The following is a 14415-nucleotide window of genomic DNA, read 5'->3' as shown; positions in this document are numbered from 1 at the left end:
TTAGGCCTACTTATCTTGTGAGGATTTTAGGTTGAACATTTCAGCAATGCCAGCAACCGAACCCATCAACCCAGTTGCTTCTAATGGCAGCATGATGATTTTGCTGTTTTCTGCTTGACCAATGGCTTTAAGTGCTTCGGTATATCCTTGAGCGATAAAGTAGTTAACCGCTTGCATGTCACCTTGCGCAATCGCATTCGAAACCATCTCCGTCGCTTTAGCTTCCGCTTCGGCAGCGCGTTCACGTGCTTCTGCTTGAAGAATAGCCGCCTGCTTTTCACCTTCAGCTTTAAGTATTTCAGACTGCTTTTGGCCTTCGGCGCGTAAAATTTGTGCTTGACGTACGCCTTCGGCTTCTAACACTTCAGCACGTTTATTTCTCTCCGCTTTCATTTGCGCGTTCATCGCCGCGGTTAAATCCGCTGGTGGTTGTACATCTTTAATTTCGATGCGAGTGACTTTTACACCCCAAGGGTTAGTCGCCTGATCGACTATCGATAACAATTTAGTGTTGATCATGTCACGCTGGCTGAGCATTTCATCCAGTTCCATCGAGCCCAGTACGGTACGCATATTGGTTAGAGTTAAGTTGCGAATGGCGTGTTGTAGTTCGCTAACTTCATAGGCGGCTTTCGCAGCATCAATCACTTGCACGAAGCAAACTGCGTCGATAACAACATTGGCGTTATCTTTGGATATCACTTCTTGTGCTGGGATATCAAGCACCTGTTCCATCATATTAATTTTTTGTCCGACGCGATCAATGAATGGAATAATGATATTTAAACCGGGGCGTAGGGTGTGTGTGTAACGTCCAAAACGCTCTACTGTCCAATTGCTCCCTTGTGAAACGGTTTTCACTGCAGAAAAGATAAATGAAATAACGACGAATACAAATATGCCAACGGCGACGAGTGAATCAATAGCCATAACGGTTCCTTTTAAGTATTAAATAATCCTAATGTTGATGTTCCTTTCTCTATTGAAACGGCCGCTGTGTTAGCTAAGTTCGTTCACCCCAATCATAGAGCTTATTGTGCTCATGGGGATGAACTCACTTGCCGACTGCCGGTATCTCCAAGTCATTTGGATATAGGAGCGATTCTCATCAACGTTTGAGCTTTGCTACTGATCATTCTCTATCAGTTATCGATATGGAACAAATGAAATAATGAGATTTGATACTGGTTTTTTAAACAATCAAAGCAGAACGTTTCCAGTTTAATTGCTTGATATTATTAATATAATAGTGAATACAGCTTTCTGCGATAGAGATTTGCCACACTATTTCCTTGTCCAAGAGCACTTAAGATGTCCATAAACACTTTTTTGAGCCCGCCATCGAGGCAATTGAGGTCGCTTTGTAAAAATGACCATAACAGCTCGAGAGCTTCTTCATTACGGTTAACTTGATGATATTGAAGCGCTAACTCACTTGCTATGTGAGCGTTGTTTGGCTCAGCGGAAAAAATCTCTTCTAATGATTGAATCTCTGGGCTGTCAGCGGCTTGCTTGTGCAGCTCCAGTTTGGCGATTAAGCCTTTGTAGTAACCATCTTGATACTCTAGTGGGATGCGTTCCAGTTCTGTTTCTGCCGCTTCATACTGCTGAGTTTCCAGAAACACATCAGCGAGGGCCAGTTTGACCTCTGCTTTTGCTTTCATATCGTCAGGTAGACTTAGTAGCAAGGGTAGTGCTTGCGAATGTTGTGTTTGCTCTATCAGCGTTAAGGCTTGCTGTAGCGAAACTTCATCGTGGCTTGGCAAATGTTTATTTAACATTGTATTCACTGTTTCTATGGTCTGAGCACCTGCTAAACCGTCGACCGCTTGACCATTAATAAACAGAGCGATTGTTGGCAGGGCTTGAACACCAAATTGTGCTGCCACTTGCTGTTCTTGTTGGCAGTTGAGAATAGCCAAGGTGAATGCGCCACTGTGTTGTTGCGCTACGCTTTGTAATTCAGGAATGAGTTGTACGCTCTCTTGATTCATGGGTGCCCAAAAATAAAAGAGAATAGGAGTCTCAACTGAGCGTTCGAACACCTCTCGAAAGTTGTGCTGATTGACCTCAACGATGTAAGGTGATTGCATGATATTTTCCTTGCGATAATCAAGTTTATAGTCTTAGAAATAGGGGTGAAAATTGGAATATCAAGGGCAAATGAAAAACGCTACCGTTAAAGTAGCGTTTTTTATCTCTCAAAGAGAGGGCAAGCAAAGGTGTCTATAATATTAAAAATAGTGTCAGCGCAACACCGACACTGAGCCAATTTAATTGGTGTAATGTCATATTCGTCGTACCACATGTAACGCTTTATATTGGATTAACTGGGATATCCAGAGTTGTATCATGTCACATGAATGTTACGAATTAATGACAATTAAGTTGGTTGTGCTACTTTATGCAACCGTCGGTTTATCCACTGATAAGTATCGCTTTTGTCATTATCGTATACCTTGCTATTCACAAAAAATATAGGCCAGTTTTGGTTAAGCACGATGTTGTAATATATTTTTCAACGCAGGTTCTAGGTGTGAAAACTGGAAGTGAAATCCTAGCTCGGTTAGCTTTTTAGGTTTTGCTCTAATACTGTCAAACAGTAAAACAGCCGCTTCACCCATTGCAAGGTTTAGAACCCATTTGGGAGTGAATAGTATGTGTGGTCGACGTAATGTTTTCGCCAATAGCTGGCTAAAATGCTTATTAGGTACGGGATGTGGAGCACAGAGGTTAAAAGCACCTTGTGCATGTGGCGTGTCTAATAAATAGGCTATCGCTCGTGCCATATCTAATAAGTGGATCCATGGCATATACTGCTCACCCTTACCAAGAGGGCCGCCCAAGCCTAAACGGTAAGGTGGCAGCATTTTCTTTAAAGCACCACCATCGCTAGCGAGCACGATCCCCGTACGCAATAGGCACACTCTAGTTTTTTCTGATTGCGCTTGGAGGGCGATGCGCTCCCATTTTTCGCAAACGTGATGAGGAAAACTTTGTTGGTGCACATGTAATGTTTCATCAAACGGATGAGACTGTTGGTCACCATAATAGCCGACGGCCGAGCCACTGATGAAAACGGAGGGTGGTTCAGTACTGGCATGGATGAGTTCAACTAACCGCTCTGTTATTTCCCATCGACTAGCGCAAATGATCGCTTTTTGCTGTTTGCTCCAACGTTTGTCGGCGATCGGTTCTCCTGCAAGATTGATAATGGCGTCAAATTGATTCGCGTCTTTTAAACTCGCTAGGGAGGTCAGGTAGGTGATACTACCTTTGTCTACATGGGCGAGCTGCTGCTTAGCTCGCTCTATATCGCGCGTGAGGAGGTAGATATTGTGCGTGAAAATCTGTTTCATCAGCTCTTTACCGATAAAGCCAGTCCCTCCCGTTAATAGTATTTTCATGTTTCTACCTCATTGGTCTGTGCGATATCACCTAAATGGTGGTGATGAGAACGATAGCCATGTTGGTTAAGTGGCGATGCTTGTTTGCCATCTAACCTAATATAGGAAACTTATTTAGCATACGTGAATTGTTCGTGGTGATAAATGACAATGTTTATCCATAACTAAAGATGACGAAGTGTGCTGAAATTCGTACAATCTGTAGCTCCAAAATACGGAGATAAAAGTATGAAGTTGTTTTTTGCTTCGGATTTACACGGTTCACTGCCTGCTACTGAAAAAGTACTCAGTCTATTTGAACAGTCAGGTGCAGACACTTTAGTACTGCTAGGAGACCTTTTAAATCATGGTCCGCGTAATCCTATACCTGATGGGTATAATCCGACCGCAGTGGCGGAGTGCTTGAATCGATGGGCGCCGCATATTGTGGCGGTCAGAGGCAATTGTGATAGCGAAGTCGACCAAATGCTGCTCGACTTTCCGATGATGATGGATTTTTGTTGGGTAGTTTTGGAGTCAGGAACTCGTTTTTTCTTAACGCATGGCCATCAATATAATGCTCAAAATAGGCCACCATTAAAAAAAGGTGATGTTTTGATCCATGGCCACTCGCACATCCCTATGGCGCAAGGTCAAGATGATGTCATTATTGTCAACCCGGGATCCGCGACCTTTCCACGTAATGAATTTCCCCCAAGCTACGCTATTTATACGGATGGATTATTTCAAGTAATGGGGCTAGAGGGGCAAGGACTAGCGCAATATCGTTTAGCGACTAGCTCTTAAACCCGTCGCTATCTGATTTACCTGTTGTCTGAATGACCCAGATCTCGCTCCGGGTCAATGATATCTCGGACTCGTTGCTTAAGAACTTTTGCTTCAGGGAAACCACCATCATGTTTACGTTCCCAAATACGTTGTCCATTGCACATGATTTCAAATCGTCCCCCTGTATCAGGGTAGAGACGCACAGATTCAATTTCTTCACTAAAAGTATGCAGTAACTCTTGGCTTAGCCAAGTGGCTCGAAGCATCCAATTACACTGGCGGCAATAGTAGATCTCAATATTGGCTTTTTCCATGGTATACCTTTTGTGAAGAAGTAAGGGCCATACGCAACAAAGGATCTTTTCGACCCTTCATTGAAGTTACAGATTACTCGATGGCTAATTGATAAACAGCACTGTCGAACCATGGCTTAGGCTGGTGAGCAATAATGTTTTTTCATTGACGACATCAATACGTCGACTTTGTTGAGCATCCATCTTGAAAAATTGAGTAATCAGTTCTAGTTGCTCAGGGGTAAAGTCCTTACTTTGACTAGAACTAATGTTTTTAAATTCGCTAGGCGATATCAATAAGTAGCTATCACTGATATCCCAGGCGCCGGTTTCTGAGATATTAATGAAACTTTCACTTTCACCACCCACGGCGAATAACTTCACATTTGACATTCTAATATAAGTACCGTTAGGTAAATATTTCACATTTGAATTGACATCAACCCGACGGATTGGCCCAACAGAATCATTCTGTTGACTGCGTTTTACCACAGTGACCATTTTAGATTGCCATTCTTGCGCCGTTAGGATTTGTTCTATTTTTAAATCACTGCCCCAGTATAACCAACTACTGAATAGTGCAGAGATAGCTAAGATGAGGGTTGCCACTTTTGGATTCATATTTATGCCCTTATTTACACACGTTGGCCAAATCATCTTGGTTAGCTAAAATTCGTAAAGTGACATTTTCACCCGAGAACTCAGAACTATGGATGTAATTCAATACGAGCTGATTATTTTGACCACCAGTCGCAATCACCTGCTTAGGTGCCAGTTCTCCAGTATGTGATTCATTGTATTTTTTTACGCATTTTTCAATAGAAGGTAACCATTTGTTTAGGTCTGGATGATTGATGGGCGTATTCACAACTATGTTGTTATAAACCGCAATCTGTTTAAATTTTGATTGTGCAGGGCTAGTTAATAGGAGAGCCAGAATAGGTAAGAAAAGAGCCACAACCAACATCAATTTGCTTTGCAGTGTTAACTTTTCTTTCCCTATTTTTACTTTCGCGAGTGGATCTGTCGTCACGGTTTGGGATGTTGTCTCTTCGGGTTGCGAAGTGGTGTCCGCGTCAATGTCTTGGATAGACTCACTGGCCAGTAACGGTTCCTCTTCAGGCTCGTTGGTGGTGTTTTTTTGTGAGTAGGGGGTTGCTCGAGTCACCGAGGCGATCATTTGATAACCTCGTTTCGGCACGGTTTTGACGAATTCTGGTGATTTGGTTTGATCTTTCAACATCTTACGAAGTGTTGAAATCGCTTGAGTTAAGCTTGAGTCATCAACTTCAAAACCTTGTTCACGCCACACAAACTCATGCAGTTCATGGCGTGTAATGACTTCATTTGGGCGTTCACAAAGTAGAAGTAAAATTCGACTTTCGTTACTACCAAGGCGAACAGCCTCTTGTTCGTTTTCTTGTTCAAGCAAAGAGTTACTATTGGGATCAAACGTGAATCGGTTAGCAAGGATGAATTTTGTGCCTATGTTACTCATGATAATCTTCTTATTGTTGGCATGTTTAACCGTCCATCAACCTAGCCTGCTTGGGGAAGCAATTGATGAAACATTATGCTAGTTTTTATTTTCTTTGATAAAAATTACGGCAAGCATAATCAAAATAAATGAAAAAAACAGTGTTTTTATGATTATTGACCTTGAATTTACAATTGCCAGCCTCATCTTACTAGCAAATCATCCTTGGTTGCACACTCTGTGTGTGAATGAAAATAACTCAGATGTTATGGAGCTAGTATGAGCGAAACGGCTACTACCAATAAAGAAACTCGTGGTTTTCAATCTGAAGTCAAACAGTTACTTCATCTTATGATTCACTCTCTTTATTCCAATAAAGAGATCTTCCTTCGCGAATTAATTTCAAATGCCTCTGATGCTGCGGATAAACTTCGTTTTCAAGCGTTGTCTAATGCCGATTTATATCAAGGTGATGCCAACTTAGGCGTTAAATTATCGTTTGATACCCAAGCGAATACGCTGACCATTTCAGATAACGGTATTGGTATGAGCCGCGAAGATGTCATTGAACATCTCGGTACGATTGCAAAATCCGGCACAGCGGAGTTTTTCTCTAAACTATCCCAAGATCAATCTAAAGACTCTCAGCTTATCGGTCAGTTTGGGGTGGGTTTTTACTCGGCCTTCATCGTCGCTGATGCGGTCACTGTAAGAACTCGCGCTGCGGGTTTACCTGCTAACGAAGCGGTTCAATGGTATTCACAAGGTGAAGGTGAATATACAGTAGAAAGCATTAATAAAGAGTCTCGTGGAACCGATATCATTTTGCACATGCGAGAGGAAGGCAAAGAGTTCCTTTCTGAATGGCGTCTGCGTGATGTGATTTCTAAATATTCAGACCACATTGGAATTCCAGTTTCTATCCAAACCAAGGTTCGTGATGACGAAGGTAACGAGACTGAAGAGACCCAATGGGAACAAATCAACAAAGCACAGGCGTTGTGGACGCGTTCTAAGTCAGAAATCAGTGATGAAGAGTATCAAGAGTTCTATAAGCACGTTTCCCATGATTATGCTGACCCACTGGTGTGGAGCCATAACCGTGTAGAAGGTAAAAACGATTATACCAGCCTACTTTATATTCCAGCGAAAGCACCTTGGGATATGATGAATCGCGATCATAAATCAGGCTTGAAACTTTATGTTCAGCGTGTATTTATCATGGATGATGCTGCGCAATTTATGCCGTCCTACTTGCGCTTTGTGCGTGGTTTAATCGACTCAAACGATTTACCGCTTAATGTGTCACGCGAGATTTTACAAGATAACAAGGTGACTCAATCATTGCGTAATGCTTGTACCAAGCGTGTATTGACCATGCTTGAACGTATGGCGAGCAATGATGCTGATAAATATCAAACCTTCTGGAAAGAGTTTGGTTTGGTACTCAAAGAGGGGCCTGCGGAAGATTTTGCTAATAAAGAGAAGATCGCCAGCCTATTGCGCTTCGCCTCGACCGAGGTTGACTCAGCAGAGCAAACGGTTAGTTTAGCGGCTTATGTTGAACGGATGAAAGAGGGGCAGGATAAAATCTACTACCTCACCGCCGATAGCTATGCAGCGGCCAAAAATAGCCCACACCTAGAGCAGTTTAAAGCCAAAGGTATCGAAGTTATTTTAATGTTTGATCGCATTGATGAGTGGTTGATGAACTACCTCACTGAGTTTGATGGAAAAATGTTCCAATCCATCACCAAAGCAGGGCTAGATCTGAGCCAGTTCGAAGATGAAGCGGAAAAAGAGAAGCATAAAGAGACTGAAGAAGAGTTTAAATCGGTGGTTGAACGTACGAAGCAGTACCTTGGCGATCGTGTCAAAGAGGTTCGAACTACCTTTAAACTGGCAAGTACTCCAGCGGTTGTTGTGACCGACGATTATGAGATGGGTACGCAGATGGCAAAATTGCTTGCTGCGGCTGGTCAACCGGTACCAGAGGTGAAGTATATTTTGGAACTTAACCCTGAACATGCGTTAGTGAAACGGATGGCCGATGAAGCGGATGAGCAAGTATTTGGTCGCTGGGTTGAAGTTTTACTAGGTCAAGCGACGCTCGCTGAGCGTGGTTCGATGGAAGATCCGTCACAATTCTTAACCGCAATTAATCAGCTTTTGACTAAGGTTGAATAGCTAACTGACTAACAAAAAGCTCGCAACTGCGAGCTTTTTGCTTTGAATAGCGATTCTCTGCTGAGAACGAGCGATATTTTAGGCAAACTTGCAGCGAACATCCGGCCAAGATTATATTCTTTAGTCTTAATCTGGTTAGTCGCTTAAATTTGTATGTTAGAATGCATCGCTTGAATGCGATCGGTAAGCTGTGTATGTTGCTTGCCGAATTATTATTCACTCATCTCATTACCGTTATACCGAAACTTACCGTTGGTTTTAAGTCTCATCTGGTTGTGAGCTTCGGTATAAATCATAATTTTCTAAAGAGGATTAAACATGCGCATCATTCTTCTAGGTGCTCCCGGTGCAGGTAAAGGCACTCAAGCTCAATTCATCATGGAGAAGTACGGTATTCCACAAATCTCTACTGGTGATATGTTACGTGCTGCGATTAAAGCAGGTACTGAACTTGGCAAAAAAGCGAAATCAGTGATTGATGCTGGTCAACTTGTTTCTGATGAAATCATCCTTGGCTTAATCAAAGAACGCATCACCCAAGCTGATTGTGAAAAGGGCTTTTTACTCGATGGTTTTCCTCGCACGATTCCTCAAGCTGATGGCTTAAAAGCAATGGGTATTAATGTTGACTATGTTATTGAGTTTGATGTTGCCGATGACGTTATTGTTGAGCGTATGGCGGGACGTCGTGCTCACTTGGCTTCTGGTCGTACCTACCACGCCATTTACAACCCGCCAAAAGTGGAAGGTAAAGATGACGTAACAGGTGAAGATCTTGTCGTTCGTGATGATGACAAAGAAGAAACCGTTCGTGCTCGTTTAGGTGTTTACCACGAGCAAACAGCGCCACTGATCACTTACTACGGTAAAGAAGCACAAATGGGTAATACGAAATACCTAAAATTTGATGGCACTAAGCCAGTTGCTCAAGTTAGCGCTGATATTGAGAAAGCATTAGCATAATTGGCTCAGTATAGGCTTGTTAACTTTGTTATAGTGAAAGCGACCTAAAGGTCGCTTTTTTTATGAACTTTCCTGCCGCGAATTCGTACTCAATAATTAACAATGAAATGGATGAATGGAAGTAATGCAAAATAATCAAAAACAGGGTGTGCTATTAGTTAACTTGGGAACGCCGAGTGAACCGACGGCATCGGCAGTAAAACGATTTTTAAGCCAATTTTTACATGACCAGCGTGTGGTTGATATGAGTCGTTGGATCTGGTGTCCATTATTACATGGTGTGATTCTTCCGCTGCGAGCTCCCAAGGTTGCTAAGTTATATCAATCTGTCTGGATGGAAGAAGGCTCTCCTTTGATGGTGTACTCTAAACGCCAAGTGCAAGCGTTAGAACAGTATCTCGGTACACCAGTGGAACTTGGTATGACCTATGGTTCACCAAGCCTTTTAGAGGGTATCAACGCATTATTGGAGCGTGGTGTTGAAGAGATTGTAGTGCTGCCTCTGTACCCTCAATATTCTGGTACTACTACGGCTGCCGTGTTTGATGGCCTTGCCAAAGCGATGAAACGTATCCCTGTGACGCCCAATTTACGTTTTATTCGTGATTATCATAATCACCCTGCTTATATACGATCTTTGGCGAGTAAAGTCCGTGACTCTTGGCAACGTAACGGGCAAGGTGACTATTTGCTTTGTTCCTACCACGGTATCCCTAAGCGATACGCCGATAACGGTGATATCTACCCACAGCACTGCCAAAAAACCACAGAACTTTTGGCACAAGAACTTGGTTTGAATGCTGACCAAATCGGCATGACTTATCAGTCTATTTTTGGACGTGAAGAGTGGCTACAGCCTTATACGGATAAAACATTAGAGGCTCTGCCAAGCCGCGGTATTAAAAAGTTGGATATCATCACACCCGCCTTCTCGGTGGATTGTTTAGAAACCCTAGAAGAGATAGCTGAGCAAGGTAAAGAAACTTTTATTCACGCTGGTGGAGAATTGTTTACCTACATTGAGTGCCTAAATGATTCGGCAATGCATATAGAAATGATGGCTTCCTTAGTTAAACGCTGATGAGTTGAGTTCTTTTCTGGTACAAAAACGGTCACTATAGCGTGACCGTTTGTCATTATTATTCTTGAATTACCACTAGGTGTATTTGAAGCTAAACTAACTGAGCTTGTTGCTCCTCAATTTCTTCAGCGTAGCTTGTGGTTCTTTCTGCACCGTGCATCCAACGAACGAGCGTGTTAGAGCACAACAGTAAAATGACGCCGCCAATGGTTGCTGTTACTGCAATACCGCTGAAGATAGCCATCGCACCAAGCTCTCCCACATGAGAACCTACATGGCCTGCTACATAATTCGCGATTGCGTTACAACCGAACCATGCTCCCATCATTAATGAAGCAAGGCGTAGTGGGGCTAGTTTAGTGACAAGCGATAGACCAATTGGTGATAGACACAGTTCACCCAAGGTATGGAAGAAGAAAGCACCGACAAGCCATAGCATTGATGTTTTTACGGTAGTGTCACCACCTTGCTCCATAACCGCACCAACCATACATAGGAAGCCTAGGGCTAAGAAGAACATCGCTAATGCAAACTTCATTGGAGAGTTTGGTTCACGCTTACCTAATTTTACCCATAATACGGCTAATACAGGGGCAAGAGTAATAATGAAAAATGGATTTAACGATTGGAACCAAGCCGCAGGTATCTCAAAACCGCCCATCATACGATCAGTGTATTGCTGCGTGTAAATGTTCATTAAACCACCAGCCTGTTCGAAACCCGCCCAGAAAACAATAGTAAACAAACTCATCACAAGGATAACTTTGATACGATCTACTTCTGCTTTCGTTAGTGGTTCTTTATTTGCTGATTTTTTCAGTTTTAGATCGCGCTTAGCTGCTGGTTCGCGGCCAATATTACCAAGCCATGATTGAGCCATTGCCATTTGCATCACAAGGCTGATCAGCATACCAATACCAGCGGCCACAAAACCGGCTTTCCAACCAAATGAGTTAGTAACTGAACCAGAGATCACACCAGCAAGTAGCGCACCTAAATTGATCCCCATGTAGAAGATGGTGAACGCGCCATCACGACGGTTATCACCCTCATTATATAGGTCACCAACCATTGTTGAGATATTGGGCTTAAATAGACCGTTACCACAGATAAGCAGTGCAAGGCCTAAATAGAAAGTGTGTAGAGAGCCAATGCCTAGCACATCTGCAGGCAGTGCTAGCGTAAATTGGCCAATGGCCATTAACGCTCCACCCAATAAAATGGAACGTCGTTGCCCAAGATAGTTGTCTGCAAGGTAACCACCAATAAGCGGTGTGATGTAGACTAGGCCTGTATAGGTGCCGTAAAGATCGAGTGCATCTTTAGTCGACCAACCTAGACCGCCATTCATCGTTGCGTCTGTAAGATAAAGTACCAAAATGGCGCGCATCGCATAATACGAAAAACGCTCCCATAGCTCTGTGCCAAAAAGTAAAAATAGGCCCCTTGGGTGCCCAAAGTATTGATGTTGGTTTGTCATAAGAATTATTAGTATTTGAGATGAGAAAAATTGTGCTTTAGATATACATGGGCTTTTAGCGTATCGCAATGAGTAAAATCAGTATTTTATTCTGGCATTATTAACTAACTCATTGTTTTTGAAATGCATGTCTATCAATACTCAAAGTTTTGTTGCGTTATGAAAACTTATCTTTCATTACTGATTATTTGAATTTGCCTTGTTCGGACATTAAGGGTTTATTTTTGTGTTCAGTTTATTAGCCGTTTATTGAGGAGGAGGATGGTGTTAGGATTCAAGAAAAAGAAAAGCAGTAGCTAGGAATAAAATGAAACGTTGGTATTTGTTGTATTGTAAACGTGGCGATCAGAGGCGTGCTAAAGCACACCTTGAAAACCAAGGTGTCGAATGTTTCTACCCAGAAATTGAACTAGAGAGAATTCTTCGGGGTAAGCGGCAAGTTGTCAAAGAGCCACTTTTTCCCTCCTATATGTTCATTTACTTTGATTTTGAAATTGGCCCAACCTTTACTAGTGTGCGCTCTACTCGCGGTGTGGTTGATTTCATCCGATTTGGTTCACATCCGAAGGAGTTGGACAGTGATTTGATCGAGGAATTGAAGTTACTCGACCAGTTAAAATTACCGGTAGCATCGTTCAATATTCCAGAAAAAGGGCAGGTAGTTCGACTTAAGGGTGGGCAGTTCTCAGGAATTGATGCCATTTACCAAGAGCCCGATGGTGAGACGCGATCGATTATGCTGGTTAAAATGATCAGCCAAGTGATACCGATGAGCATTGATAATAAGCATTTAGAATTAGATTCGTGATTGACTCTCTACGGTAAGCTCTTTAGACAAATAAAAGGCGCATTTTGCGCCTTTTATCTGTTTTATTAGCCAGCGTTTTGGTTAGTACGCTTCATTATGCACCGCTTTGACAGCTCGGCCTGACGGGTCAATACAATTTTTAAAGGATTCATCCCACTCAATTGCTTTGGCGGAAGAACAAGCTACAGAAGGACCTCCAGGAACGCATTGTGCAGCAGACTCTAACGGGAACAGCTCTTCGAAGATCTCGCGGTAAACATACCCTTCTTTTGTCGCTGGAGTATTATATGGGAAGCGGTATTTTGCTGTTTCCATCTGTTGATCGGTAACTTTTTCTTCAGCAACACTCTTTAGTGTGTCAATCCAGCTATAGCCCACACCATCGGAAAATTGCTCTTTTTGACGCCAAGCAATCGAGGCTGGCAGATAATCTTCAAAGCACTCACGTAGAATGTGTTTTTCCATCTTGCCATTACCACACATTTTGTCAGCAGGGTTAAGCCTCATTGCAACATCAATAAACTCTTTGTCTAGGAAAGGAACGCGTCCTTCCACTCCCCAAGCCGCTAAAGATTTATTAGCGCGAGCACAGTCAAACAAGTTCAACGCCAGCAGTTTACGCACAGTTTCTTCGTGGAATTCTTGCGCGTTCGGTGCTTTGTGGAAGTATAAGTAACCACCGAAGATCTCATCCGCTCCTTCGCCGGAAAGTACCATTTTGATACCCATAGCTTTGATTTTCCGCCCCATCAAATACATCGGAGTAGAGGCTCGAATTGTCGTCACGTCATACGTTTCAATATGGTAAATAACATCACGAATAGCATCTAAACCCTCTTGGATGGTATAAGTCATTTCGTGGTGTACAGTGCCAATTTTTTCAGCCACTTCACGAGCCGCTTTAAGGTCTGGAGCACCGTCTAAACCCACCGCAAAAGAGTGAAGCTGTGGCCACCATGCTTCTGATTGTTCATCATCTTCAATTCGCATTGCGGCGTAACGTTTTGCAATGGCTGACGTAATTGAAGAGTCCAATCCTCCAGAAAGCAAAACACCGTAAGGTACATCTGTCATCAGTTGGCGCTTAACTGCCGCTTCTAATGCTTGTTTTAGCTCTTCTTTACTGCTGCTATTGCCTTGGACTGCCGCATATTCATTCCAATCTCGAATATAGTAGCGCTGTGCGCCTGCCTCTTTCGAGCTGTAGTAACTACCAGGAGGAAATTCACTGATAGTTTTGCAAATGCTTACCAAAGCTTTCATTTCGGATGCAATGTAGTAATTACCGTGTTCGTCGTGGCCTTGGTAAAGAGGAATGATACCAATATGGTCACGCCCGATGAGGTACTCATCTTTTTCTTCATCATAGAGCACAAAGGCAAAGATACCGTTGAGTTCTTCAAGCAGCGCGGCACCCATGTCTGCATAAAGCGCTAATATCACTTCACAGTCAGAGTCGGTTTGAAAATCGTATTTGCCTTGGTAACGAGCACGAATTTCTTTGTGGTTATAAATCTCACCATTGACCGCTAATATGTGCTTTTTATTTGGGCTGTAAAGTGGTTGTGCGCCGCTGTTTAAACCGACAATAGAAAGGCGCTCATGAGCCAAGATTGCTTTTTCTGAAGCATAGATGCCAGACCAATCAGGGCCGCGGTGACGCATTTTTTTAGACATCTCTAGCGCTATTGGGCGTAACGCTGTTGCATCACTTTTAATATCAAGAATGCCAAATATAGAACACATACAACTTCCTTTTGATGATTTTTAATCTGTTGGACCTAATTTGCCATTCTGGTTAAAAAAAGCAACCATATGGTGTCGTTAATATCACATAAGATGCATCTTGGTGAATTTTATTTAAGTAATGGGTGCTTTGTATGGATTTTTTCTATTTGTTTTCTATTTTTGAGCGATGGTGGGTAAATTATGCCCAACTAAGCTCTGGGGC

The 14415-nt window shown here is 42.7% G+C and carries 13 protein-coding genes; 5 read left to right on the top strand and 8 right to left on the bottom strand.

Annotated features, from left to right (window positions below; genetic code table 11):
* Positions 1-6 precede the first annotated feature (6 nt).
* The 3 genes from AACV12_RS08375 to AACV12_RS08365 all read right to left on the bottom strand — a co-directional run bounded on the left by AACV12_RS08375 (position 7) and on the right by AACV12_RS08365 (position 3407).
* Entirely contained in the window at positions 7-930 is a 924-nt protein-coding gene (locus AACV12_RS08375; protein ID WP_013857314.1) for an SPFH domain-containing protein, read from the bottom strand.
* 308 nt (positions 931-1238) lie between these two features.
* The gene (locus tag AACV12_RS08370) at positions 1239-2093 is read right to left on the bottom strand and encodes a thioredoxin family protein (protein WP_170900166.1); all 855 of its coding nucleotides are present in this window, start codon (positions 2091-2093) and stop codon (positions 1239-1241) included.
* 399 nt (positions 2094-2492) lie between these two features.
* Positions 2493-3407, bottom strand: a complete 915-nt coding sequence (locus AACV12_RS08365; RefSeq protein WP_013857312.1) for a TIGR01777 family oxidoreductase — start codon at positions 3405-3407, stop codon at positions 2493-2495.
* Between the two features lie 228 nt (positions 3408-3635).
* On the opposite strand from AACV12_RS08365, the gene yfcE reads away from it, so the two are divergent.
* Positions 3636-4193: a phosphodiesterase gene (gene yfcE, locus AACV12_RS08360; protein WP_026027494.1), complete on the top strand. Its 558-nt coding sequence runs from the start codon at positions 3636-3638 to the stop codon at positions 4191-4193.
* Between the two features lie 17 nt (positions 4194-4210).
* Here yfcE and AACV12_RS08355 read toward each other — a convergent pair whose 3' ends face one another.
* The 3 genes from AACV12_RS08355 to AACV12_RS08345 form a co-directional block, all read right to left on the bottom strand.
* The gene (locus AACV12_RS08355) at positions 4211-4489 is read right to left on the bottom strand and encodes a SelT/SelW/SelH family protein (protein WP_017045494.1); all 279 of its coding nucleotides are present in this window, start codon (positions 4487-4489) and stop codon (positions 4211-4213) included.
* Positions 4490-4573: 84 nt separating this feature from the next.
* The gene (locus tag AACV12_RS08350) at positions 4574-5089 is read right to left on the bottom strand and encodes a regulatory protein ToxS (RefSeq protein ID WP_170900165.1); all 516 of its coding nucleotides are present in this window, start codon (positions 5087-5089) and stop codon (positions 4574-4576) included.
* A gap of 10 nt (positions 5090-5099) precedes the next feature.
* Entirely contained in the window at positions 5100-5966 is an 867-nt protein-coding gene (locus tag AACV12_RS08345; RefSeq protein WP_017045495.1) for a winged helix-turn-helix domain-containing protein, read from the bottom strand.
* Positions 5967-6224: 258 nt separating this feature from the next.
* On the opposite strand from AACV12_RS08345, the gene htpG reads away from it, so the two are divergent.
* The 3 genes from htpG to hemH all read left to right on the top strand — a co-directional run bounded on the left by htpG (position 6225) and on the right by hemH (position 10176).
* On the top strand, positions 6225-8132 hold the full coding sequence (gene htpG, locus AACV12_RS08340; protein WP_013857307.1) for a molecular chaperone HtpG: 1908 nt from the start codon (positions 6225-6227) through the stop codon (positions 8130-8132).
* Positions 8133-8450: 318 nt separating this feature from the next.
* Positions 8451-9095, top strand: coding sequence for an adenylate kinase (gene adk / locus AACV12_RS08335; RefSeq protein WP_013857306.1), 645 nt, complete (start codon positions 8451-8453; stop codon positions 9093-9095).
* 115 nt (positions 9096-9210) lie between these two features.
* Positions 9211-10176, top strand: coding sequence for a ferrochelatase (gene hemH / locus AACV12_RS08330; protein ID WP_170894818.1), 966 nt, complete (start codon positions 9211-9213; stop codon positions 10174-10176).
* Between the two features lie 91 nt (positions 10177-10267).
* Here the strand turns inward: hemH and AACV12_RS08325 are convergent, their stop codons facing one another.
* Complete coding sequence (locus AACV12_RS08325) at positions 10268-11656, bottom strand: peptide MFS transporter (protein ID WP_026028125.1); 1389 nt, start codon at positions 11654-11656, stop codon at positions 10268-10270.
* A gap of 307 nt (positions 11657-11963) precedes the next feature.
* Between AACV12_RS08325 and rfaH the strand changes: the two genes are divergently transcribed.
* Entirely contained in the window at positions 11964-12464 is a 501-nt protein-coding gene (gene rfaH, locus AACV12_RS08320; protein WP_013857303.1) for a transcription/translation regulatory transformer protein RfaH, read from the top strand.
* Positions 12465-12545: 81 nt separating this feature from the next.
* On the opposite strand, the gene asnB is transcribed toward rfaH, so the two are convergent.
* Positions 12546-14210: an asparagine synthase B gene (gene asnB / locus AACV12_RS08315; protein ID WP_017045499.1), complete on the bottom strand. Its 1665-nt coding sequence runs from the start codon at positions 14208-14210 to the stop codon at positions 12546-12548.
* Positions 14211-14415 lie beyond the last annotated feature (205 nt).

The organism is Vibrio sp. 2-2(8), from assembly GCF_963888495.1.
GTDB lineage: Bacteria > Pseudomonadota > Gammaproteobacteria > Enterobacterales > Vibrionaceae > Vibrio > Vibrio anguillarum.
This window is presented reverse-complemented; position numbering and strand designations above follow the sequence as displayed.